This window comes from Actinomadura sp. 21ATH, from assembly GCF_041951345.1.
Taxonomy (GTDB): domain Bacteria; phylum Actinomycetota; class Actinomycetes; order Streptosporangiales; family Streptosporangiaceae; genus Spirillospora.
Map to the genome: position 1 here is coordinate 475,332 of NZ_JBGNUR010000004.1, position 22,613 is coordinate 497,944.

The 22,613-nt window shown below is 74.3% G+C and carries 19 protein-coding genes; 15 read left to right on the top strand and 4 right to left on the bottom strand.

Annotated elements, in window-relative coordinates:
* Window positions 1–78: 78 nt before the first annotated feature.
* Entirely contained in the window at window positions 79–654 is a 576-nt protein-coding gene (locus ACA361_RS16925) for a TetR/AcrR family transcriptional regulator (RefSeq protein ID WP_375012926.1), read from the bottom strand.
* A gap of 78 nt (window positions 655–732) precedes the next feature.
* On the opposite strand from ACA361_RS16925, the gene ACA361_RS16930 reads away from it, so the two are divergent.
* The 5 genes from ACA361_RS16930 (at window position 733) to ACA361_RS16950 (ending at window position 4,960) form a co-directional block, all read left to right on the top strand.
* Window positions 733–1,371 (top strand): NAD(P)-dependent oxidoreductase, encoded by a 639-nt coding sequence (locus tag ACA361_RS16930; RefSeq protein WP_375012927.1) that lies wholly within the window; start codon window positions 733–735, stop codon window positions 1,369–1,371.
* Window positions 1,372–1,455: 84 nt separating this feature from the next.
* The gene (locus ACA361_RS16935) at window positions 1,456–2,388 is read left to right on the top strand and encodes an ABC transporter ATP-binding protein (protein WP_375012928.1); all 933 of its coding nucleotides are present in this window, start codon (window positions 1,456–1,458) and stop codon (window positions 2,386–2,388) included.
* Window positions 2,385–3,146 (top strand): ABC transporter permease, encoded by a 762-nt coding sequence (locus ACA361_RS16940; protein WP_375012929.1) that lies wholly within the window; start codon window positions 2,385–2,387, stop codon window positions 3,144–3,146. Before ACA361_RS16935 ends, ACA361_RS16940 begins: the two co-directional genes overlap by 4 nt.
* A 51-nt stretch (window positions 3,147–3,197) precedes the next feature.
* Entirely contained in the window at window positions 3,198–4,358 is a 1,161-nt protein-coding gene (locus tag ACA361_RS16945; protein WP_375012930.1) for a sensor histidine kinase, read from the top strand.
* Complete coding sequence (locus ACA361_RS16950; RefSeq protein WP_375012931.1) at window positions 4,355–4,960, top strand: response regulator; 606 nt, start codon at window positions 4,355–4,357, stop codon at window positions 4,958–4,960. Before ACA361_RS16945 ends, ACA361_RS16950 begins: the two co-directional genes overlap by 4 nt.
* A 6-nt stretch (window positions 4,961–4,966) precedes the next feature.
* Here ACA361_RS16950 and ACA361_RS16955 read toward each other — a convergent pair whose 3' ends face one another.
* Both ACA361_RS16955 and ACA361_RS16960 read right to left on the bottom strand, forming a co-directional pair.
* Window positions 4,967–5,362 carry an ester cyclase gene (locus ACA361_RS16955; RefSeq protein WP_375012932.1) on the bottom strand — a complete coding sequence of 132 codons (396 nt, stop codon included), beginning with the start codon at window positions 5,360–5,362 and terminating at the stop codon, window positions 4,967–4,969.
* Between the two features lie 691 nt (window positions 5,363–6,053).
* Entirely contained in the window at window positions 6,054–7,337 is a 1,284-nt protein-coding gene (locus ACA361_RS16960; RefSeq protein WP_375012933.1) for an RNA-guided endonuclease InsQ/TnpB family protein, read from the bottom strand.
* Window positions 7,338–7,597: 260 nt separating this feature from the next.
* On the opposite strand from ACA361_RS16960, the gene ACA361_RS16965 reads away from it, so the two are divergent.
* The gene (locus ACA361_RS16965; RefSeq protein WP_375012934.1) at window positions 7,598–8,761 is read left to right on the top strand and encodes a pyridoxal phosphate-dependent aminotransferase; all 1,164 of its coding nucleotides are present in this window, start codon (window positions 7,598–7,600) and stop codon (window positions 8,759–8,761) included.
* Here the strand turns inward: ACA361_RS16965 and ACA361_RS16970 are convergent.
* Window positions 8,758–8,901, bottom strand: a complete 144-nt coding sequence (locus ACA361_RS16970; protein WP_375012935.1) for a hypothetical protein — start codon at window positions 8,899–8,901, stop codon at window positions 8,758–8,760. The two genes, ACA361_RS16965 and ACA361_RS16970, sit on opposite strands and share 4 nt — an antisense overlap.
* Window positions 8,902–9,074: 173 nt before the next feature.
* Between ACA361_RS16970 and ACA361_RS16975 the strand changes: the two genes are divergently transcribed.
* The 9 genes from ACA361_RS16975 to ACA361_RS17015 all read left to right on the top strand — a co-directional run bounded on the left by ACA361_RS16975 (window position 9,075) and on the right by ACA361_RS17015 (window position 22,608).
* Window positions 9,075–10,025: a carbamate kinase gene (locus ACA361_RS16975; RefSeq protein ID WP_375012936.1), complete on the top strand. Its 951-nt coding sequence runs from the start codon at window positions 9,075–9,077 to the stop codon at window positions 10,023–10,025.
* Window positions 10,026–10,050: 25 nt separating this feature from the next.
* Window positions 10,051–11,154: a ring-opening amidohydrolase gene (locus ACA361_RS16980; RefSeq protein ID WP_375012937.1), complete on the top strand. Its 1,104-nt coding sequence runs from the start codon at window positions 10,051–10,053 to the stop codon at window positions 11,152–11,154.
* Between the two features lie 91 nt (window positions 11,155–11,245).
* Window positions 11,246–11,941, top strand: coding sequence for an SseB family protein (locus tag ACA361_RS16985; protein ID WP_375012938.1), 696 nt, complete (start codon window positions 11,246–11,248; stop codon window positions 11,939–11,941).
* Between the two features lie 162 nt (window positions 11,942–12,103).
* Window positions 12,104–12,889 carry a phytanoyl-CoA dioxygenase family protein gene (locus ACA361_RS16990; protein WP_375012939.1) on the top strand — a complete coding sequence of 262 codons (786 nt, stop codon included), beginning with the start codon at window positions 12,104–12,106 and terminating at the stop codon, window positions 12,887–12,889.
* A 53-nt stretch (window positions 12,890–12,942) separates the two neighbouring features.
* A complete protein-coding gene (locus ACA361_RS16995) occupies window positions 12,943–15,930 on the top strand; it encodes a glycine--tRNA ligase (protein WP_375012976.1) in 2,988 nt (995 codons plus the stop codon).
* A gap of 188 nt (window positions 15,931–16,118) precedes the next feature.
* Window positions 16,119–17,735: a hypothetical protein gene (locus tag ACA361_RS17000; protein ID WP_375012940.1), complete on the top strand. Its 1,617-nt coding sequence runs from the start codon at window positions 16,119–16,121 to the stop codon at window positions 17,733–17,735.
* Window positions 17,732–20,824, top strand: coding sequence for a DUF4132 domain-containing protein (locus ACA361_RS17005; RefSeq protein WP_375012941.1), 3,093 nt, complete (start codon window positions 17,732–17,734; stop codon window positions 20,822–20,824). Before ACA361_RS17000 ends, ACA361_RS17005 begins: the two co-directional genes overlap by 4 nt.
* A gap of 61 nt (window positions 20,825–20,885) precedes the next feature.
* Window positions 20,886–22,064 carry a chorismate synthase gene (gene aroC / locus ACA361_RS17010; protein ID WP_375012942.1) on the top strand — a complete coding sequence of 393 codons (1,179 nt, stop codon included), beginning with the start codon at window positions 20,886–20,888 and terminating at the stop codon, window positions 22,062–22,064.
* A gap of 40 nt (window positions 22,065–22,104) precedes the next feature.
* Window positions 22,105–22,608 (top strand): shikimate kinase, encoded by a 504-nt coding sequence (locus ACA361_RS17015; RefSeq protein WP_375012943.1) that lies wholly within the window; start codon window positions 22,105–22,107, stop codon window positions 22,606–22,608.
* Window positions 22,609–22,613: the final 5 nt, after the last annotated feature.

A 22,613-nucleotide genomic window follows, 5' to 3' on the forward strand; every position in this document is an offset into this window, starting at 1 on the left:
TGAGGCGATGCCGGAGGCGAGCCTCACCGGGCGGATCGCGAAGCGATGTCGCGCTCGCACGTGACTCTGGAACACGGTCTAGAGGCCGAGGGCGGGGAGGACGGGGGCGAGCAGGGCGCGCGCCTCGGCCTCGGGGATGTCGGGGCCGTCCGGGCCGTCGGCGACATAGCGCAGGAAGCCCTGCTGGAAGCAGGCGCCCATGAGGAGGGCGGCGACGGCGTCGGGGTCGGCGGCCGCCGCCACGCGGCCGAGCCCCTGCTCGGCGCGCAGGTACGCGGCCAGCGACTCGGGGACCACGTGCGGCCCCGCGCCGTACTGGCGCATCGAGTCGCGGGTGGTGGCCATCAGCCGGGGCTGCGCGGCCATCGACGCCATCATCGGGAACGCCCGCAGGTAGAAGTTCAGCCCGCGGTGGACGAGGTCGGCCAGGTTGGCGGCGACCTCCCGCTCGCCGGGCGACAGGCCGCCCTGGAACGCGGGCATCCGCTCCTTGAGGACGCACAGGATGAGCTCTTCCTTGTCGCGGAAGTGCTTGTAGAGCAGCGCCTCGGAGTAGCCCGCCGCGCGGGCGATCTCCTTGGTGGTGGTCCGGGCGGCCCCGTGCGACCGCATCACCTCGGCGGCCGCGTCCAGGATCTTCTCTCGCGCGCTCATCGCTCCCCAGCTTGACAGACGGGTGGATCCTATCCAGGCTAAGGGGTGAGTGAGTATTCACTAACCCTGGGAGGAACGATGAGGCTCACGGTCTTCGGGGCGACCGGCGGCACGGGCGTCGAGGTGGTGCGGCAGGCACTGGCCGCCGGGCACGAGGTCACCGCCGTCGTGCGCGACCCGGCCGGGCTGCCCGCCGAGCTGCGCGAGCGCGCCGAGGTCGTCACGGCGGACGTCATGGACCCCGGCGCGATCCGGCCGGCCGTCAAGGACCGGGACGCCGTGATCAGCGCGCTCGGCCCGCGCGGCCGCGGGCCGACGACGGTCTGCGCCGACGGCATCCGCAGCATCGCGGCGGCCTGCGAGGCGTCCGGCGTCCGGCGGGTGCTGATGGTCAGCGCCAGCGGCCTGGCCGCCGACGCCGGCGACGGCGCCGTCACCCGGTACGTCGTCAAGCCCATGATCGTCCAGCGGCTGCTGCGGCACGCGTTCGCCGACATGAGGGAGGCCGAGTCCGTCCTCGCCGGCACCGGCCTGGACTGGACCGTCGTCCGGCCGCCGCGGCTCCTCGACAGGCCCGGCACGGGAACCTACCGCCGGGCCGTCGACCTCAACGTCAGGCGCGGCTACCAGATCCCGCGCGCCGACGTCGCCACCGCCCTGCTCGACCACGTCGAGGACCGCGGATCGGTCCGGCACATCGTCACGATCGCCACCTGACGGACGCGCCACATGACAGCTGTCACATCGAACCGCTGACAGCGGCTTCTACCGGCGCGCGGGCCCGTTCGCGACGCTTGGGCCATGCAGACGAACGCAGCCATCCAGGTGCAGGACCTGCGCCGCCGGTACGGGGACTTCGAGGCCGTCGCCGGCGTGTCGTTCGAGGTCGGCGAGGGCGAGCTGTTCGCCCTCCTCGGCACCAACGGCGCCGGCAAGACCACCACGCTGGAGACCCTCGAAGGGTTCCGGCCCGCCCAGGGCGGCACCGTCCGGGTCCTCGGCCGCGACCCGCACCGCGAGCGCCGCGCCGTCCGCCCGCACCTGGGGATCATGCTCCAGGAGGGCGGCCTGTTCCCCGACCTCACCGTCGCCGAGACGGTCGACCACTGGCGCGGCTTCACCCCGCGCCCGCGCAGCCGCGCCGAGGCGCTCGGCATGGTCGCGCTGGACGACAAGGCCGGCGTCCGCGTGCGGCAGCTGTCCGGCGGCCAGAAGCGCCGCCTCGACCTCGCGCTCGCCCTCCTGGGCCGCCCCCGCGTCCTCTTCCTGGACGAGCCCACCACGGGCATGGACCCCGAGGCCCGCCACGCCACCTGGGCGACCGTCCGCGAGGTGGTCGCGGCCGGCACCACCGTCCTGCTGACCACCCACTACCTGGAGGAGGCCGAGCAGCTCGCCGACCGGCTGGCGATCATGCACCGGGGCCGGATCGAGGTCGCCGGCACCGTCGCCGAGGTCGTCGCGGGCGGCGGCGACCGCATCACCTTCCAGGTGCCCGACCGCATCGAGGTCGCCCGGCTGCCCGTGCTGCGCGGCGCCGCCGCCGAGGTCTCGGTGAACGGCGGCCGCGCGGTCGCCGCGTACAGCGTCGCCGCCGCCGGGCTCCAGGACGCCCTCCGCGAGCTGCTCGGCTGGGCCGACGCCGCCGGCCTCGCCCTCGGCGGACTCCAGGCCCGCAGCGCCTCCCTCGAAGACGTGTTCCTGCACACCGCGGAAGAAGGAGCGGCACGATGAAGAACGCGGTCCGCGTCGCGCGGCTCGACCTGACCCTGCTGTGGCGCAACAAGACGGCGATGTTCACGGTCGTCGGCCTGCCGGTGATGTTCGCGGGGCTGCTCCTGCCCGCCGGCGACGACGCGATCGTCCAGGGCGCCGCGCTCCCCGGCCTCTTCCTGCTCTTCGCGGTGTACGCCCACCTCGTCCCCCTCTTCACCGCCCGCCGCGAGGACCACTCCCTCAAGCGGCTGCGCGGCACGACCCTGTCGGACGCCGAGATCCTCGGCGGCAGCGTCCTCGCGGCGGCCGGCATGTACGCGGTGCAGGCGGCGGCGCTGCTGGTCGTCCTGGGCACCGCGCTCGGCGGCGGCCTGCCCGCCGACCCGCTGCTCGTCCTCGCCGGCATGGCGGGCGGCGTCGCCGTCTTCGCCGTGCTGGCGTTCGTGGTCTCCGGGCTCAGCCCCACCGCCGAGAGCACCCAGCTCACCGTGCTGCCGCTGCTCTTCGCCTGCATGTTCGGCGTGATGTTCCCGCTGGACGACATGCCCGCCGCCGTCCAGCAGGCGGCGCACTGGATCCCGCTGACCCCCGTCAACGAGATCATCCAGACCGGCTACCTCGGCCGCGACCACACGTCCGCCGGCTCCCACCCCGAGGTCGGCTTCGTCGAAGGCTGGCGGGTCTGCGCGCGGTCGTTCGCCGTCCTCGCGCTGTGGGCGGTGGCCGGGCGCACGCTGGCGGCCCGCTGGTTCCGCTGGGAACCGCGGCACGCCTGAGCGGATCGCAGCCGATCGTGAGCGGATAACGTACGAGGGGAAGGAGGCTCGATGGGCGCGACGACCGCCGAGCTGGAAGAGCGCGCGGCCGGCCGGCTGGAGAGCTACCGCCGCGCCATGTACCGCACGTTCCTGCTCGCCGCCCTCGGCGTGGCGGTCCCGTGCGCGGGCGCCCTGGCGACCGCCTACGGCCGCGGCGAGATCGCCCTCCCGCTCACCCTCGCGGCGGCGCTGGGAGCCGTGCTGTTCCTCGCCTACTACGCCCGGCTCATCAGGGTCGGGCTGAACGGCCGGCTGCCGGGCCGCGACATCGCCGCCAGCGGCGCCCTCACGCTGCTCCTCGGCCTGATGATGCTCACCCACCCGCTGTGGTGCATGATCCCCGTCTTCTGGGTCTCCACGGTGGCGCTGTGGGTACGGCCGGTGCGCAACCAGGCCGCCCTGTGCGCGGCCGCCGCGGCGGTCTGCGCGGTGATCATCTCGTTCGCGGACGGGTGGCCCGCGCGCTGGTACCAGCCGCTCGCGATGTTCGCGCTCTTCATGGTCGGCTGCGGCGCCGCGCTCTACGTCAACCTCTTCTACCGCCGCATGTGGGACCTGCACATGGAGGCCGACGCGGCCCGCGAGGCGCAGGCCCGCCTCGCCGTCACCGAGGAGCGGCTGCGCTTCTCCCGCGACCTGCACGACCTCCTCGGCCACAGCCTCTCCCTCATCGCCGTCAAGAGCGAGCTCGCGATGCGGATGGCCGAGGACGACCCGGCCCGCGCCCGCGAGGAGATGGCCGACGTCCGCCGCGCCGCCCGCGACGCGCTCCGCGAGGTGCGCGCCGCCGTCCGCGGCTACCGCGCCGTCGAGCTGGACGCCGAGCTGGCCGGCGTCCGCGCTGTGCTGGAGGCCGCCGGCGTCCGCTGCGAGATCGGCGACCCGCCCGAGCTGGCGCCGGACGTCCGTACCGTGCTGGCCTGGGTGATCCGCGAGGGCGCCACCAACGTGATCAAGCACAGCGAGGCCGCCCGCTGCGCCATTACGATCGCTCCCTATGGTGATTCGGTGGTGCTGGAGATGAGCAACGACGGCGCCCGCGCCGCCCGCGGCGCCCCCGGCTCCGGCCTGGCCGGGCTGGCCGAGCGCGTCGAGGTCCTCGGCGGCACCCTCACGGCCTCCCGGCAGGGCCGCGACGGCTTCCTGCTCCGCGCGGTCGTCCCGGCATGATCAGGATCCTGCTCGCCGACGACGAGCACCTCATCCGCGGCGCCGTCGCCGCCCTCCTCAACCTGGAACCCGACCTCCAGGTGGTCGCCGAGGTCGGCCGCGGCGACGAGGTCGCCGCCGCCGTCGCCGAGCACGCCCCCGACGTCGCCGTCCTGGACATCGACATGCCCGGCGCCGACGGCCTCACCGTCGCCGAGCGGCTCGACGCCGCGAACGCCCCCTGCGCGATCTGCATCCTCACCAGCTTCGGCCGCCCCGGCTACCTGCGCCGCGCGATGGCCGCCGGCGTCCGCGGCTTCGTCGCCAAGGACGCCCCCACCGAGGAGCTGGCCGCCGCCATCCGCAAGGTCCACACCGGCGGCCGCTACCTCGACGCCGAACTCGCCGCCAGCGCCATGGCCGCCGGCGACAACCCCCTGACCGCCCGCGAGCGCGAGATCCTCCGCCTCATCGGCGCCGGCACCGAGACGTCCCGGATCGCCGCCCTCCTCCACCTCTCCGAGGGCACCGTCCGCAACTACCTCTCCTCGGCGATGGCGAAGCTCGGCGAGTCCAACCGTCTCGCCGCCATCCGCGCCGCCCGCGAGATGGGCTGGATCTGACCGGCGTCAGCCCATCCCCAGCTCGCGGGAGAAGGTCTGCACGTCCGAGATCACCCAGTACTCGGCGAACCGGCCGCCCTCGGCCCGCAGGACGTCGTGCCCGCTGAACGCGACGCTCGTCCCCTCCGGGACGGTCGCCCCGGGCATGCCGCCGCTGTAGCGCCCGCCGAACGTCCAGCGCGCGGCGACCCGGTCACCGTCCACGATCGGCCCCACGTCCAGGGACACGGTGACGCCCTCGAACGGCGCGTGCCCCTGCGCGAGCGTCTCGATCAGTTGCTCGGCGCCCCGCACCTCCAGACCCGGCCAGTGCCCGACGAAATCGGGCGTGACGAGCTCGTGCGCGAGCCCGAAGTCCCCGGCCCACATCTCCAGCAGCCACCGCTCGTACAACTTCGCCAACTCCGCGACCATGCCCGCCCTTTACCCGCGAACGGGCTCCCTGAACGGGCCCCGGCCGCTTCAGACTCCCGCCGTGACCGGCCCGCAACTCCCGCGCCGCCTCCAGCCCCCGAGCTTCCTCCGGCAACCCCCGCACGACCTCCCCCGCGATGATGCCTTCGCCCGGCGCACGCCGAACGGCGGTCCTCCATCTCGGTGAGGGCCTGCCCGAGACCTGCGTCGACCTCCCCGCTCCGCACCATGACGGCGGCCTGCATCAGCGACAGGTCGGCGCGTGGTGCCAGGGACCGGGCGGGATAGAGGGAGAGTGCCCGGTCGAGCTTCTCGTCCGCGCGGTGATCGCCCGCGCACGTGGCGGCGTACGACTCGGCCCAGGCGAACTGGCTCTCCCGGAAGGCCAGGACCGACTGGCTCGTCGCATCCGGAAGCTTCTCGAAGGTCGTGCCGAGGTCGTTCAATGAGCGCCGGGCACCGGCGGCGTTCCCGCTCGCGGCGGCGAGGTAGGCTGCCCGCGGGCACGGTGACGAGCCGTTCGCCGTAGTCGCTGACCGCACGCTCCCGTTCGTCCAGGTCGAGGACGTTCCCGAGAGCGTCCTCGATCCCGGACAGGACATGTTCGAGGGCCCGATACACAGCCCAACCCAGTAGTACCATTGAAGTTTTCTCCTGACCGGAGCCTGGAGATTCCCTCCTACCTCGCGGTGGTGGGTTCGACGCGTTTCCGCGCCTGACGACTGCGCCTTCCGGCAACCGGAGCGAGCGCGTGGCCCGCTCGATACAGGTGCAAGATGTTGCAGGCTGCGTTGTGGTCGGCGTTGCCACTCCAGCCGCAGTCTGCGTTCTTACACACGAATACCGCCTGGGACTCTCGGCTGCCCGGCGTGATGAGTCCGCACATACTGCAGCGCCGGGAGGTGTCGGCAGCAGGGACCTTGATAAGAGACCCACCGTTATGAGCTGTTTTGTAGGCCAGCATTTCGATGGTGCGTCCCCAAGCTTGTTCGCTTATAGCGCGGTTGAGGCCAGATTTCTGGGGGACGCATCTCCCTGGTTCTTCAACAGTTCCCTTGGCGGACCCGAGCATGGCGGTGATGTGGAGCCGCTCCACGACCACTGTGCCGTAAGTTCGTGCGATGGCGGTGGTGATTTGGTGCTGCCAGTTCAGGCGTCGTCGCTTGGCTCTCGCGTGTAGTGCCCGAATCTGGTCATAGGTGGCCTGGAGTCGCCGAGAGGTTTTTTCTCCTGGATGACGGCACCGCTTGCGGTGCTCCGCCTGCCGCTCCAGCCGTAGCAGTTCTTCTCGTTCTGGGCCGTTCAGCCAGGAGTCGTGGCGGAAGGCCGTACCGTCGGACAAGGCCAGCGGCACCTTTACGCCCATGTCGATCCCCACCTGCGGTCCCGGGTGTGGCTCCGGTTTGGGAATCAAGCTCTGGACTCGGAAGGCGATGTGCCATCCGAGTGCATCCTTCACCAGGCGTGCCCCGCTGATGCGATCGTGGGTATTGGTGAGCTTGCCGACCGGCAGATCCTTGCTCCAGTGGAAACGGACCCGGCCGACCTTGGTGATATTGACCATGCCCCACCGGCGGTGCACCCGGGCGACCTTCAGGTGTTCACCTTGTGGAAGATCCACTGACATTGGTGTGCGATATCGGGCCTTGAATCGGGGTTCGTCGGCGCGACCTTCCCAGCAGTTCTTCCATGCCCGGTAGTACGTTCTCAGTACCGCTTGTGCGCCTTGGGCGGGCAGTGCGGCGAGCCAGTCGATCTCCTTTCTCGCTCGACGTATTGCGACGTCGGCCGCAGTAAGTGATCTTTGATGCTTGGGTAGCATCGTCCACCACTCATGCAACAGATTCCACATTGCCCTAGCGGCATGCGCCTGGTCGTCGATCAGCGCGGACTGTGCAGGGGTCAGTACCAGTCGTGCGCGATGGCCAAAATACCGCTTTTCGAACGCCAGTTCGTCGCTCACTCGAACAAGATACCAAGCATGGGGCCGTCCATGTCAAGAAAATGTGAACACAGTATCCGTTGCTGAGTATTTTGTCTTGCAAATCGTAATCGCTGGCCAATGTCTGAGTGACGGTTGTTGGGGTGGATGGTCCGTCCTGTGGCCGGCGGGTCGTGTCGGGCCTCCCTCTGGGCCTATTGACACCGGGTGAGAGCTGGGGGTGCGGTCGGTGCGGGCTTCATGGTGAGGTGGTCGTGGCGACACCCGGTAAGTTGACCTGAATGAGCGAGCCGCTGGTCGAACGGATGCGGGAGTTCGGGGAGACGATCTTCGCGGAGATGTCCGCGCGGGCCGCCGCCACCGGGGCGATCAACCTGGGGCAGGGCTTCCCGGACACCGACGGCCCGCCGGCGATGCTGGAGGCCGCGGTGGAGGCGGTCCGCGGCGGCGGCAACCAGTACCCGCCCGGCCCCGGACTGCCGGAGTTGCGGGAGGCGGTGGCGGCGCAGCGGCTGGAGCGGTACGGGCTGGAGTTCGATCCGGCGGCCGAGGTGTACGTGACGGTCGGCGCGACCGAGGGCATCGCGGCGTCCGTCATGGCGCTGGCCGGGCCGGGCGACGAGGTGATCGTCTTCGAGCCGTACTACGACTCGTACGCGGCGACGATCGCGCTGGCCGGGGCGGCCCGCAGGCCCGTGATGATGCGGCCGGTGGAGGGGCGCTTCACGTTCGACCCGGACGAGCTGCGCGCGGCGGTCGGCCCGCGCACCCGGCTGATCCTGGTCAACTCGCCGCACAACCCGGCGGGGACGGTGTTCACCCGGGACGAGCTGGAGGTGATCGCCGGCGTCTGCCGCGAGCACGACCTGGTCGCCGTCACCGACGAGGTGTACGAGTACCTGACGTTCGACGGCGTCGAGCACGTCCCGCTGGCGACCATGGACGGCATGCGGGAGCGGACGGTCACCGTCTCCTCCGTGGGCAAGAGCTTCTCCGTCACCGGCTGGAAGACGGGCTGGGTGACGGCGCCCGCGCGGTACGTCCGGGCGGTGCAGACGGTGAAGCAGTTCCTCACGTACGCGACGGGCGGCCCCTGGCAGCGGGCGGCGGCGTACGGGCTGCGCAACGAGCTGCCGTGGGTCGCCGGGCTGCGGGCGTCGCTGGAGGCCAAGCGGGACCGGCTGGTCGGCGGCCTGGAGGCGGCCGGGTTCGAGGTCTACCGGCCGCAGGGCACGTACTTTGTGCAGGCCGACATCCGGCCGCTGGGCTTCACCGACGGCGTCGAGTTCTGCAAGGCGCTGCCGGAGAAGGCGGGCGTGGTCGCGATCCCGACGCAGGTGTTCTACGACCGCCCGGAGGCGGGCGCGCACTTCGTCCGGTTCGCGTTCTGCAAGAAGGACGAGGTCATCGACGCCGCCGTGGAGCGGCTGAGCCGGCTGCGCTAGCCCTCGCCGGCGCCGGAGCGCCGTACGGGCAGCCCGCCGAGCGCGGCGGCCGAGGCGGCGATCTCTTCGGCGCTGTGGTCCAGCCCCAGGTCGCCGATGGCCAGCGGTCCGCCGTGGGCCTGCTGGCACGCTCGCGCCACGCGCTGAACGCCGCGCTGCCCGCGGGGACCGGCGGTGCCGGGGTGGCCGGTTGCACGGCGGGGAGTGTGACCGGACGAACCAGGTCATGACGGCCATTCGCCAACGGGACCGGCGCCGGTTGGGCGGATTTCGACGGTGAGCGGCGCCCGCCCGCGTGGGTACGGTACGGCTCGTGGGCGGCGACGGGGGACCGGGACGGGTGCTGATCGCTCTCGGCGGCAACGCGATGACCGCGCCGGACGGGAGCGCGTCCCCGCAGGCGCAGGAGGCGGCGGTCGAGAGCGCCATGGACGGCGTGGCCGAGCTGGTCGCGGCGGGCGCCCGGGTGGTCCTCACGCACGGGAACGGCCCGCAGGTCGGCAACCTGCTCATCAAGAACCAGCTGGCCGCGCACGTGGTGCCGCCGGTGCCGCTGGACTGGTGCGGCGCGCAGACCCAGGGCACCATCGGTGTACTGATCATGAACGCGCTGGGCCGGGCGCTGGCGGCGCGCGGCGCGTCCCGCCCGGTGTCCACCGTGGTGACGCGGACGCTCGTGGACGCCGCCGACCCCGGGTTCGCCGACCCGGTGAAGCCGGTCGGCCGCTACTTCCCCAAGGCCGAGGCGGAGCGGTTCATGGCGCTCGGGCAGTCGTGGCGCTCGTTCGGCGCCCGCGGCTGGCGGCGGGTGGTGGCCTCGCCGGAGCCGCTGGAGATCCTGGACGCCCCGGCCGCGGCGGCGCTGCTGGCGGCCGGGCACGTGGTGGTCGCCGCCGGCGGCGGGGGCGTGCCCGTCGTGCGCGGCGCGAACGGGGAGCCGCACGGCGTGGAGGCCGTGGTGGACAAGGACCTGGCCGCCCAGCTGCTGGCCCGCGAGCTGGGCATGGAGGTCCTGGTCATCGCCACCGACGTCGACCACGTCATGGCGGGGTACGGAACGGACCGGGAGCGGCCGCTCGGCCGCACCACCGCGGCCGAGCTGCGGGCGCTGGCCGCCGCCGGGCACTTCGCCGGCGGCAGCATGGGCCCGAAGGTCGAGGCCGCGCTGCGGTTCGCCGCGGCGGGCGGGCGGCGCGCGGCGATCGCGTCGCTGCGGCACATCGTGGCCGCCGCGCGCGGCGAGGCCGGGACCGTCATCGAGTAGTGGCTAGCACCGAGGAGTGGCGAACGTGCCCGATCCGATCGAAGTCCGCAAGATCCCCATCGAGAGCGTGACCGACGCCTCCGGGCTGGCCCGGCTGATCGACGACGGCGTGCTGGAGGCCGACCGGGTGCTGGCGGTGGTCGGCAAGACCGAGGGCAACGGCGGCGTCAACGACTACACCCGGCTGCTGGCCGACCGGGCGTTCCGCGAGGTCCTGACCGCGCGCGGCACCCGTACCGCCGACGAGGTGCGGGGCGTCCCGCTGGTGTGGTCGGGCGGCACCGACGGGGTGCTGAGCCCGCACGCGACGGTGTTCGCGACCGCCGATCCGGCCACCGTCCCGGCCTCGGCCGAGCCGCGCCTGTCGGTCGGCGTCGCGATGAGCGAGATCATCCTTCCGGAGGACATCGGCCGCCCGGCGATGGTGGAGACGGTCGCGGCGGGCGTGCGGGAGGCCATGAAGACCGCCGGGATCGAGGATCCGGCCGACGTGCACTACGTCCAGACGAAGACGCCGCTGCTCACCCTCGACACGATCAACGACGCGAGGTCGCGCGGCAACACGGTGGTCACCGAGGACACGCTGAAGTCGATGGACATCTCCAACTCGACGACGGCGCTCGGCATCGCGGTGGCGCTCGGCGAGATCGAGATGCCGGAGGCCGACCGGATCCACCGGGACCTTTCGCTGTACTCCTCGGTCGCGTCCTGCTCGTCCGGCGTGGAGTTGGATCGGGCGCAGATCGTCCTGGTCGGGAACGTGCGCGGCATCGGCGGCCGGTACCGGGCCGGGCACGGCGTGATGCGGGACGCGCTGGACGCCGACGGCATCTGGGCGGCGATCCGGTCGGCCGGGCTGGACCTGCCGGACCGGCCGCGCGCCGAGGACCTCGGCGGCCGCCTCGTCAATGCGTTCATCAAGTGCGAGGCCGACCCGTCCGGATCGGTGCGCGGCCGCCGCAACATCATGCTGGACGACTCCGACGTGCACTGGCACCGCCAGATCAAGGCGTGCGTCGGCGGCGTGGCGGCGTCGGTGACCGGTGACCCGGCGGTGTTCGTGTCCGTCGCGGCCGTCCACCAGGGGCCCTCGGGCGGCGGCACGGTCGCCGCGATCGTCGCGCCCTGACACCGCTGATGTACCGAACGTCACACGATCGTTGCGAAGAGTACCCGGAGTCGCGCGGTAAGCGGGGACGGGAGGTTATAGCCTCATTGCCGTGTCCGGACTGACCATTCCCGAACCCGCCTTCCCCGAGGACGACGGCACCGCCGACCCGCGGCTGCGCGAGGCCCTGGCCGGTTACGCGGCCGGGCGCGTCAGCGCGCACCGCGTCCTCGGCGAGCTGCACGACGCGCGCCTGCTGGTGCCCGTCGTCGCCGTGCTCACCGAAGAGGAAGAGGTGGAGCCGGGCGAGCTGCGCCGCGAGAAGTCCAGCGACATGGCGCTGCCGACGCTCATCGGCGAGGACGGCCGGCGCGGCGTGCTCGGCTTCACCTCGGCCGAGACCATGAAGGCGTGGCGCCCGGACGCCCGCCCGGTGGCGGTGCACGCCCGGCAGGCGTGCCTGGCCGCGCTGGACGAGGGCGCCCACGCGCTGGTCGTCGACGTGGCGGGCCCGGTGCCGTTCGCCGTGGACGGGCTGCGGCTGCACCTGCTGGCCGAGGGCCGCCCGGTCCCGCCGCCGCACGAGGATCCCGAGGTGATGGCGGCCGTCGAGGCCGCGGTGGGGCCCGAGGAGGCGGTGAGCGGCGTGCGGATCGCCGAGGGCACCGCCGCCGAGCTGGCGATCCGGTTCGCGATCGCGCCCGGCCACGACGAGCGCGCGGTCGTCCAGCGGGTGTCCGACCGGCTCGCCGAGGTCCTGCGGGGCCGGGTCGTGGGCGGCGTCGAGCTGAGCATCGTCCGCCGCTGACGGCCCGTCCACCGCCGTTCACCCGCCGGCCGGCCGAGTCGACTCGTGGCGTGTCCGCCCTTCGCGGCGCCTCCTGGAGAGAGACACGCCACGAGTCGACGTCGGGGCGTGGCCGCGGAAAACCGCTGGCCATGGGCGCTGCGCGGGCGGCAGGGTTGCGGGATGACCGATGACACCGACACCAACACCGGCACCGGCGTGGACGCCCGCGCGTTCGTCGAGAACGGCTTCGTGCGCGTCGAGGAGGCCGTTCCGCGCGATCTCGTCGAGGAGTGCCTGGCGATCCTCTGGCGCGACACCGGGTGCGACCCCGACGATCCGGCGACCTGGACGCGGCCCGTCGTGCGGCTCGGCGGCTACGCGCAGGAGCCGTTCCGGCTCGCCGCGAACACGCCCCGGCTGACCGCCGCCTACGACGCCCTCGCCGGGCCGGGCGGATGGAAGCCGCGCGGCGGCCTCGGCACCTGGCCGGTGCGGTTCCCGAGCCCGGACGAGCCCGGCGACGACGGCTGGCACGTCGAGGCCAGCTACCCCGGCGACGACCCGGCCGACATCATGTCCTGGCGGATCGACGTCGCCTCGCGCGGGCGGGCGCTGCTGCTGCTGTTCCTGTTCTCCGACGTGGGCGAGGAGGACGCGCCGACCAGGATCAGGGCGGGCTCGCATCTGGACGTGCCGCCGATCCTGGAGCCCGCCGGGGACGCGGGCCTCTCCTTCATGGAGCTGGCGGGGAAGGCCGTTCCCGCCAGCGAGCACCGGCCGGTCGCGTACGCCACCGGCCGCGCGGGCGACGTGTACCTGTGCCATCCGTTCCTGGTGCACGCGGCGCAGCCGCACCGCGGCACCCGGCCGCGCTTCATGGCGCAGCCGCCCCTCGAACCCGCCGGTGCCGCGCCCGCCGCGGACTCTCCGGTGGCCGAGGCGATCCGGCGAGGTCTCGGAGGCTGACCGCCGTAGGCTGAGCACCCGAGACCCGTACCGGAGGAACGACCGTGTTGACGATGCAGGACGCCCTGATCCGGCTCACCGACCACTGGGCGGGGCACGGCTGCCTCATCACCCAGCCGATGAACACGGAGGTGGGCGCGGGGACGCTGAACCCCGCCACCGCGCTGCGCGTCCTCGGTCCCGAGCCCTGGCGGGTCGCCTACGTCGAGCCGAGCGTGCGGCCCGACGACGCGCGCTACGGCGACAACCCGAACCGGCTCCAGACCCACACCCAGTTCCAGGTGATCCTCAAGCCCGAGCCGGGCGACGCGCAGGAGCTGTACCTGGGCAGCCTGGAGGCGCTGGGCATCGACCTGCGCGCCCACGACGTGCGGTTCGTCGAGGACGACTGGGCCTCGCCCGCGCTCGGCGCGTGGGGGCTCGGCTGGGAGGTGTGGCTGGACGGGCTGGAGATCACCCAGTTCACCTACTTCCAGCAGTCCGGCGGGCTCACCCTGGACCCGGTCGCGGTCGAGATCACGTACGGGATGGAGCGCATCATCATGGCGCTCCAGGGCGTGTCCCACTTCAAGGACATCGTGTACGCGCCGGGGATCTCCTACGGCGAGGCGTTCGGGCAGGCCGAGTACGAGATGAGCCGCTACTACCTGGACGACGCCGACATCGGCACCGTCCGGGAGCTGTTCGAGGCGTACGCGGCGGAGGCGCGGCGGATGCTGGACGCGCGGCTGCCCGTCCCCGCGCACTCGTACGTGCTGAAGTGCTCGCAGGCGTTCAACGTCCTCGACGCGCGCGGCGCGATCGGCACCACCGAGCGCGCCCGCGCGTTCGCCCGCATGCGCCGCCTCGCGCACGACGTGGCGGGCCTGTGGGTGGAGCGCCGCGCGGAGCTGGGCCACCCGCTCGGCGACGCGACCGCCCGGCCGGCCGCCCCGGCGGCGGAGCGGCCGTTCGCGCCCGCCCTGCCGACGCTGGTCGCGCCCGCCTCGTTCGCGCTGGAGATCGGGGTGGAGGAGCTGCCGCCGCACGAGGTCGCCCGCACGGCCGAAAGCGTGGCGGAACGCCTCGTCAAGGGCCTGGAGGAGGCCGGGCTGCACGGCCCCGCGGGCGAGGTCCACACCTACGCCACCCCGCGCCGCGTCATCGTGACGGTCGGCGAGGTGGCGCCGCGCGAGCCCGACACCGAGCAGGTCGTCAAGGGGCCGCGGCTGTCCGCCGCGTACGACGCGGACGGCGCGCCGACGAAGGCGCTCCAGGGGTTCGCGCGCGGGCAGGGCATCGGCGTCGCCGACGTCCGCCCGGTCACGGTCGGCGGCGGCGAGTACGCCGGGTACGTCCGGCGGATCGCCGGCCGCTCCGCCGCCGAGGTCCTGATGGAGCTGCTGCCCGGGATCGTCGAGGGGCTGCGCGCCGACAAGAACATGCGGTGGAACGCCCCGGGCCTGTCGTTCGCGCGGCCCGTCCGGTGGCTGCTGGCGCTGCTGGACGAGCACGAGATCCCGTTCGAGGTGGCCGGGATGACCGCGGGCCGCATCACCCGGGTGCACCGCACCGCGACCACCACGTCGGTGTCGGTGCCCGACGCGGGCGCGCTGATCCCCGCGCTGCGCGCGCACGGCATCGAGCCGGCCGTGGAGCGGCGCCGCTCGCAGATCGTCGAGACGGCCGGGCCGCTGGCGGTCGGGGCCGGCGGCGCGATCGACTTCGCGGGCGAGCGGGCGCTGGTCGAGGAGATCGTCAACCTGGTGGAGGAGCCGGTGTCGATCCTCGGCGCGTTCGACCCCTCCTACCTGGAGCTGCCGGAGGAGATCCTCACCACCGTCATGAAGAAGCACCAGCGCTACCTGCCGGTGCGCGCCGCGGCGGGCGGGCTGCTGCCGAACTTCGTGGCCGTGGCCAACGGAGAGTGCGACCACGAGGCGGTGCGGGCCGGCAACGAGGCCGTCCTGCGCGCCCGCTACGAGGACGCCGCGTTCTTCTTCCACCAGGACCTGCGGAGCACGCCCGAGCGGATCGGGGAGGGGCTCGGCAAGCTCACGTTCACCGAGCGGCTCGGCTCGATGGCCGACCGCGCCGCGCGGATCCGTGCCATCGCCGCCGAGCTGGCCGGCCGGCTCGACCTGACCGGCGCGGAGTCGGCCGTGCTGGCGCGGGCCGGGGAGCTGGCCAAGTTCGACCTCGCCTCCGCCATGGTGACCGAGCTGTCCGGGCTGGCCGGGACGATGGCCCGCGAGTACGCGCGGCGGGCCGGCGAGGACGAGGCCGTCGCCGCCGCCCTGTACGAGATGGAGCTGCCGCGGTCGGCCGGGGACGCGCTGCCGGCGAGCAGGCCCGGCGCGCTGCTCGCGCTGGCCGACCGGCTCGACCTGCTGGCCGGGCTGTTCGCGGTGGGCTCGGCGCCGAGCGGCAGCTCCGACCCGTTCGGTCTGCGCCGCGCCGCGCTCGCGCTGACCGCGATCCTGCGCTCGGAGGTCGGGCTGGCGCCGCTGACCGTCGAGGAGGGGCTGGCGGTCGCGGCCCGCCACCAGCCGGTCGAGGTCACGGCGGACGCGGTGGGAGAGGCCGTCCGGTTCGTCGCGCGGCGGCTGGAGCGGTCGCTGCTGGACGACGGCCACGCGGTCGCGGTCGTCCGGGCGGTGCTGCCGCACGCCGGGGCGCCCGCGTACGCCGAGCAGGCCGCCGCCGACCTGGCCAAGCTGCTGGACGACGACCGCTTCCGGCGGCTGACGGCGGCGCTCCAGCGGGTGCTGCGGATCGTTCCGGGGGGCACCGCGGCCGGGTACGACCCCGCGCTGTTCCGGGAGCCGGCCGAGCACCGGCTGCACGAGGCGTTCACTAAGGTCGCGGACGTGCTGCCGGAGCGGGCGCCGTTGCCGGAGTTCACCACGGCGGCGTTCCCGCTGGCGCATCCCATCGACCGGTACTTCGACGACGTCATGGTGATGGCCGAGGACCCGGCGCTGCGCGCCAACCGGCTGGGGTTCCTGGCCGCCGTGCGCGATCTCGTCGGGGGCGTGCTCGACTGGCCGCAGATCGCCTGAGCGGGGGCGGCGGGGCGGCGCTACACGGGTTGCGGCGCGGCCGCCACCTCGCTCGGCACGATGATCGCCAACGCGGGTCGTGCCGTCGCTGATCGCGGCGAGCGGCCGGCGGCGACGGCCAGGGCGCGGCCCGAAGGATCTCCCGAACCCCGGCCGACTGTCACCGGGGTCCCCTACGGTGATCGGCCATGGAAGATCAGTTCCCCCCGGACGAGGACGTCCTGGCCCTGCCCGAGCCGCTGCGCGAGGACCTGCACCCCCGCCGCGGCGGCGCGCTCCCCGGCGAGCGGACGGTGTACGACCGGGCCGAAGGCAAGGTGCGGCCCGGCGACACCGCCGATCCCGCGGCCGAGGCCGAGGCCGCGAAGCTGGTGAAGGACAACCGGCGGCATCTCGACCGGGTGCTGTCGGCTTCGGGCGGTGACCGGGACCTGGCCGAGCACGCCCGCGCGTACCTCGCCGGCGCGGACGACCCGGCCGGGGCGGCCGCCGTCCTCGCCATGGTCGGCGCCGTGAGCGGCCGGGACACGGCGCGGACCTTCACCGAGGGCTGGATCGCGGCCCGCGGGCCCGCCTTCGCCGCCTGCGCGCTCGCCGAGCACAACACCATCGCGAACTCCACCTCGCGGCTGGAGCGGCTGGAGGCGAACTCGTTCCGCTTCCTGGAGAGCGTCTGCCTGCGCCGCGTCCGGGGGCTGCTGGCCCTCGGCCCGGAGGAGGAGTACCGGCGGGCCGTGGAGCGGCTGGCGGGCTCCCGCCGGACCCGGTCCCAGCGGCTGGTCGTCTCCTACCTGGTGCCCACCCGGGACGACTGGGTCGACGAGTGCTGCCTCGAACCGCCCGCCGAAGGGTACGACGAGGGCGCGTACCGCGCGCTGCTGTGGGCGTCCATCAGCACCCCCCGGCATCTGGAACTGCTCGGGGACTGGCGCCTGGAGGACTGGGACTTCGGGCCGTTCTCCTTCGGGATGCGCGCCACGATGGCCGACGGCGCCGGCGCGGCCATCGCGCCCGTGCTGGTCGACGCGTGGGACCGGATGACGATCTACAAGCCGTGGCGGGAGGCGTTCGTCGAGCTGATCTCCCTCCTGCCGAGCGACGAGGCGTTCACGCTGCTGCTGGAGCGGTACGACCGCGAGCACGCGCGCAAGTACCTCCGCGCGGCCATGGAACGCTGCCCCGTGCGCGCCGCGCGGGTGCTGGCCGAGGTGGCGGGAAGCGGGTCGAAGTCCGCCCTGCTCGCCGCCGGCCTGCTGCACGCGCACCTGGCGGCCCACCCGGAACTGGCCGGGCCGCCCGCGCCGCCGCGCGTCCCCGACGCGCCCGCCGGGGACGTCCCGGCCCTGCTGACCGAGCCGGGACGGGCCCCGCGGCTGCCCGCGTACGCCGACCCTGACGCGCTGCCGCAGGTGCTCCTCAAGGACGGCGCCCGCGCGCTGCCCGCCGAGGCGGTCAGGCGCCTCATCGCGCTGGCCAAGAAGGACGACCCGCGGCTGGAGGTGCTCCGGGACGCCTGCGACCGGCGCTCGCTCGCCGACCTCGGCTGGGCGCTGTTCCTGCACGGCGACCCCTGGGCGCTGCCCGCGCTCGGCCGCCTCGGCGACGACCGCACGGCCCGCGACCTGGCGGACCTGATCCCCGGCTGGGTCGCCAGGGGCGGCCGGGCCAGGGGCGTCAAGGCCGTGGACGCGATCGCCCGGATCGGCTCCGGCGGCGCCCTCGCGGCGCTGGAGGGCATCGCGGCCTCCGGTGTCCACTACAGCGTCACGACGGCCGCCCGGCGGGCCGCGGAGGCCGCCCGATGACCATGGACGTGCACCCGCGGCGCGGCGGGACACCCTGCCCGCCCGTGGAGCCGGAGGCGGACGCGGCCGCGTGGATCGCCCGGCTGGTCGAGCGCAAGCGCGACCTGATCGAGGAGATGCTCGGGCACCCGGAGTCCGACCCGGAGCCGGTCCGGCGGGCCCGGCGTCATCTGGACGGCACGCCCGATCCGGCGGGCGCGGCGGTGGTCGCCGCGATCGCGTGCTCCCGGCGCGACGACCGCGACGAGGGCGAGGCGCGGTTCGCCTCCGCCTGGGCGGCCGGGCACGGCCCGGCCTTCGCCGCCTGCGCGCTCGCCGAACTCGGCGACGTCACCGCCCACTCCCAGCGCGGGGTCCGTCCCGGCGCGAGCGCGGTGGGCGGGGCGCCGCTGCGCCTCGTCCGCGCGCTGCTCGCCGGGTGCGGCGACGCGGAGTACGGCGCCGCCGTGGAACGCCTGGCCGGGCACCGGCGCACCCGGAAGCAGCGGCTCATCGCCTCCTACCTCGTCCCCACCCGGACGGACTGGGTGGACGAGTGCTGCGCCGAATGCGAGAGGGCCGGGCACCTCCTGCTGGCCTCGCTGAGCACGCCCCGCCACGTGGAGCTGCTCGGCGGCGCCCTGCGGCTCGGGTACGAGCACTGCTGGGACGGCGTCTTCCACACGATGGCCGACGGGCTGGGCACGGCGGCCGTACCGGCGTTCGCCGCCGCGCTGGAGCCGTACCCGGAGGGCATGGCGCCCGCCGGGCACGAGGAGCTCCTGGACGCGCTGTGCACCATCGACTCCGACGCGGCGTTCGCCGTGCTGGTGGACCGGGTCGACCTCCAGGTCGCGCAGGCCGCGCTGCTGGGGGCGATGGAGCGGTATCCCGAACGCGCCGTCCGCCTGCTGGCGCCCGCGACGTCCGGAACGTCGCGGAAGGCCGCCCTCGCCACCGAGCTGCTCAGGATCCACCTGCGCCGGCACCCGGACCTGGCGTCCGGCGACGGCCTCCCGGACGTGCGCCGCAGGCCGGACGCCCCGGCGGGCGCGGTCCCGGCGCTGCTGGCCGACCCGCCGTGGACGCGCGAGCGCGCGCCGATCGTCGTGCCCGGACTCGAACCGCCCGCCGGGCGGTCGATGCGCTGGGCCCCCGGCGAGCGCGAGGAATGGGCGGCGGCGGGCGCGCACCGGATCGCGCCGCTCGACCCGGACGCGGATCCGGAGCGCATGGCCGCGCGGTTCCGGACCGGGAAGCTCGGCCGCGAGCACCGGCTCAGCCTGCTCGCGCACGGACCGGACGGCATCGTACGGCCCCTGCTGGAGCTGTGGGCGGACCAGGGGCCGCTCCCGTACCAGGGCGACTGGTGGCGGCCGCTGGCCGCCCGGTTCGGCGACGACTTCCGGGACGTCGCCGTGAAGCAGAACGGCCCCGGGCCGCTGCTGCCGTACCTGGACGCCGAGGTGGCGGCGCTGATGGCCGGATGGCTGATCAAGCCGAAGGGGGCGCGCCAGGCCGCGGCGGCCTGGTTCGGCCGGCACGGGCTGGACGCCGTCCCGCCGCTCGTGCCCGCCGCGCTCGCCAGGGCGGCCGGGCGGCGGCGCGCGGCCGAGGAGGCGCTGCGGCTGCTGGCCGGCGCGCACGGGGACGCGGCCGTCGCCGAGGCCGCCCGCGTCCACGGCGGCCGGGCGGCGGAGGCGGTCGCGGCGCTGCTCGCCGCCGACCCCCTGGAGCGGCTCGCGACCCGGCCGCCGAAGTACGGCGGATGGGTGGACCTCGCGGCACTCCCGCAGGTCCTGCTGCCCGGCCGGGAGGCGGCCCTGCCGGAGGCCGCGGCGCGGAACCTGGTGGCGATGCTCGCCCTGGGCGCGCCGGGGGAGCCCTACCCGGGCGTGCCGCGGATCCGGGAGGAGTGCGACCGCGCGTCGCTCGCGGAGTTCGCCTGGTCGCTGTTCGAGCACTGGCAGATGGCCGGCGCCCCGGCCGCCGACACCTGGGCGCTGGCCGCGCTCGGCCCGCTCGGCGACGACGCCGCCGTCCGGGGCCTGGCCCCGCTGATCAGGGCGTGGCCGGGCGAGTCCGGGCACGCCAAGGCGGTCAAGGCGCTGGACGTGCTCGCCGAGATCGGCACCGAGACCGCGCTGGCGCACCTGCACGGCATCGCCCAGCGGGTGCGGTTCGCCGGGCTCCGCGCCCGGGCCGGGGAGAAGATCGCGGAGATCGCGGCCCGGCTCGGGCTGACGGCCGACGAGCTGGGCGACCGGCTCGTCCCGGACCTCGGGCTGGACGCGGACGGCTCGCTCGCCCTCGACTACGGGCCGCGCCGCTTCACGGTCGCCTTCGACGAGCGGCTCCGGCCGCTCGTCACCGGCCCGGACGGCCGCCCGCTCAAGGCGCTGCCCAAGCCGGGCGCCAAGGACGACCCGGAACTGGCGCCCGCCGCGTACAAGAGGTTCGGGCGGCTCAAGAAGGACGCGCGGGCGGTCGCGGCCGACCAGATCGCGCGCCTGGAGAAGGCGATGGTGGACGGGCGGAGCTGGACGCCGGAGGAGTTCCGCGCCTACTTCGCCGATCACCCGCTGGTGCGGCACATCGCGCGGCGCCTGGTGTGGACGGCGGACGGCGTGCCGTTCCGGATCGCCGAGGACCGGACGCTCGCCGGCGCCGGCGACGACACGTTCACGCTCCCGGCCGCCGCGGCCGTCGCGATCCCGCACCCGCTGGCGCTGGGCGAGGCGGCGGTGAAGGCGTGGACGGAGATCTTCGCCGACTACGAGATCCTCCAGCCGTTCCCGCAGCTCGGCCGTACCGTCGGCACCGGTCCGGCGGACCGCTTCGAGGGACTCCGGGCGCCCTCGGGCGCCGTGCGCGGCCTGGTCCGGCGCGGCTGGCTGCTCCAGGCCGGCGACGACGGGGTGCAGGACGAGATCGGCCGCCCCCTGGGCGGCGATGCGGAGATCACGGTCGAGCTCGACCCCGGCCTCTGGGCCTCCGGGGACGACCTGCCGGAGCAGCGGCTGGAACGGGTCGGGATCACCGGGACCGGCGGCCCCGACCCCGTCCTGCTGTCGGAGGCACTCGCCGACCTGGAGCGGCTGTCCGGCTGAGGCGCGGCCCCGCGCGTACCGGGTGCGCGGGCATGCCCGGGGAGATGGGAGGATTGGGCCCATGCTGCGCTGGTTGACCGCGGGGGAGTCCCATGGCCAGGCCCTCACCGCGATTGTGGAGGGCCTGCCGGCCGGCGTGCGCGTGACCTCGGACGACATCGCCGAGGCCCTGCGCCGCCGCCGGCTCGGGCATGGGCGGGGCGCCCGCATGAAGTTCGAGCAGGACAAGGTCACGATCATCGGCGGGGTCCGCCACGGCGTGACGCTGGGCGGCCCGATCGCGATCGAGGTCGGCAACAGCGAGTGGCCCAAGTGGGAGACGGTGATGTCGGCCGACCCGGTCGACGCCGACGTCCTGGCGGCCCAGGCGCGCAACGCGCCGCTGTCGCAGCCGCGGCCCGGGCACGCCGACCTGGTCGGCATGCAGAAGTACGGGTTCGACGACGCCCGGCCGATCCTCGAACGCGCCAGCGCCCGCGAGACCGCCGCGCGGGTCGCGCTCGGCGAGGTCGCCAAGCAGTTCCTCCGGCAGGCGCTCGGCGTCGAGGTGCTCAGCCACGTGCTCTCGCTCGGCGAGGTCGCGGCCCCGGACGGGGTGCTGCCCCGGCCGCACGAGCTGGCCGCCGTGGACGCCAACCCGGTGCGCTGCTTCGACCCCGAGACGGCCGCCGCGATGATCGCGCACATCGACGAGCTGAAGAAGGCCGGCGACACCCTCGGCGGCGTCGTCGAGGTGCTCGCGTACGGGCTGCCGCCCGGCCTGGGCAGCCACGTCCACTGGGACCGGCGGCTGGACTCCCGGCTGGCCGGGGCGCTGATGGGCATCCAGGCGATCAAGGGCGTGGAGCTGGGCGACGGCTTCACCACCGCGCGCCGCCCCGGGTCGCGGGCGCACGACGAGATCGACAACACCGAGGACGGGGTGCGCCGGCGCACCAACCGGGCCGGCGGCGTCGAGGGCGGCATGACCACCGGCGAGGTGCTGCGGGTGCGCGCCGCGATGAAGCCGATCTCCACGGTGCCGCGCCGGCTCGACACCATCGACGTGAAGACCGGCGAGCCCGCCAAGGCCATCAACCAGCGCAGCGACGTCACCGCCGTGCCCGCCGCCGGGGTGGTCGCCGAGGCCATGGTGGCGCTGGTGCTGGCCGACGCCGCGCTGGAGAAGTTCGGCGGCGACTCGGCCGAGGAGACCGCCCGCAACCTGCGCGGGTACGTCTCCTCCCTCGCCGTCAAGTAGCAGGCCGTCAAGTGGAGAGCACGCGATGGAAGCGGAGACGATGACGCGACCCAAGGCGGTGCTGATCGGCCCGCCCGGCTCGGGCAAGAGCACGATCGGCGCGGCGCTGGCCGGCCGGCTCGGGCTGGCGCTGCGCGACACCGACGCCGACGCCGAGGCGATGGCCGGCAAGCCGATCGGCGAGATCTTCATCGACGACGGCGAGGAGGCGTTCCGCGAGCTGGAGCACCGCGCCGTGCGGGCCGCGCTGGCCGAGCACGAGGGCGTGCTGGCGCTCGGCGGCGGCGCCGTGCTGCACGCCGAGACGCAGGAACTGCTGGCCGGGCACACGGTGGTCTACCTGCGGGTCGGGCTGTCGGAGGCGGTGAAGCGGGTCGGGCTCGCCTCGGCCCGGCCGCTGCTGGTGCTGAACCCGCGCAGCCAGCTGCGCAAGCTGCTGGAGGAGCGGCTCCCCGTGTACGAGCGGCTCGGGACGCTGCACGTCGAGACCGACGGCCGCACCCCCGAGGAGATCGTCGAAGAGATCGTCAAGGAGCTCGCGTGACCGAA

Bases quoted from the DNA above. Each gene is read 5' to 3' on its own strand.
- ACA361_RS16925 (WP_375012926.1), bottom strand. From the start codon at position 654: ATGAGCGCGCGAGAGAAGATCCTGGACGCGGCCGCCGAGGTGATGCGG.
- ACA361_RS16930 (WP_375012927.1), top strand. From the start codon at position 733: ATGAGGCTCACGGTCTTCGGGGCGACCGGCGGCACGGGCGTCGAGGTG.
- ACA361_RS16935 (WP_375012928.1), top strand. From the start codon at position 1,456: ATGCAGACGAACGCAGCCATCCAGGTGCAGGACCTGCGCCGCCGGTAC.
- ACA361_RS16940 (WP_375012929.1), top strand. From the start codon at position 2,385: ATGAAGAACGCGGTCCGCGTCGCGCGGCTCGACCTGACCCTGCTGTGG.
- ACA361_RS16945 (WP_375012930.1), top strand. From the start codon at position 3,198: ATGGGCGCGACGACCGCCGAGCTGGAAGAGCGCGCGGCCGGCCGGCTG.
- ACA361_RS16950 (WP_375012931.1), top strand. From the start codon at position 4,355: ATGATCAGGATCCTGCTCGCCGACGACGAGCACCTCATCCGCGGCGCC.
- ACA361_RS16965 (WP_375012934.1), top strand. From the start codon at position 7,598: ATGAGCGAGCCGCTGGTCGAACGGATGCGGGAGTTCGGGGAGACGATC.
- ACA361_RS16990 (WP_375012939.1), top strand. From the start codon at position 12,104: ATGACCGATGACACCGACACCAACACCGGCACCGGCGTGGACGCCCGC.
- ACA361_RS16995 (WP_375012976.1), top strand. From the start codon at position 12,943: ATGCAGGACGCCCTGATCCGGCTCACCGACCACTGGGCGGGGCACGGC.
- ACA361_RS17000 (WP_375012940.1), top strand. From the start codon at position 16,119: ATGGAAGATCAGTTCCCCCCGGACGAGGACGTCCTGGCCCTGCCCGAG.
- ACA361_RS17005 (WP_375012941.1), top strand. From the start codon at position 17,732: ATGACCATGGACGTGCACCCGCGGCGCGGCGGGACACCCTGCCCGCCC.
- aroC (WP_375012942.1), top strand. From the start codon at position 20,886: ATGCTGCGCTGGTTGACCGCGGGGGAGTCCCATGGCCAGGCCCTCACC.
- ACA361_RS17015 (WP_375012943.1), top strand. From the start codon at position 22,105: ATGACGCGACCCAAGGCGGTGCTGATCGGCCCGCCCGGCTCGGGCAAG.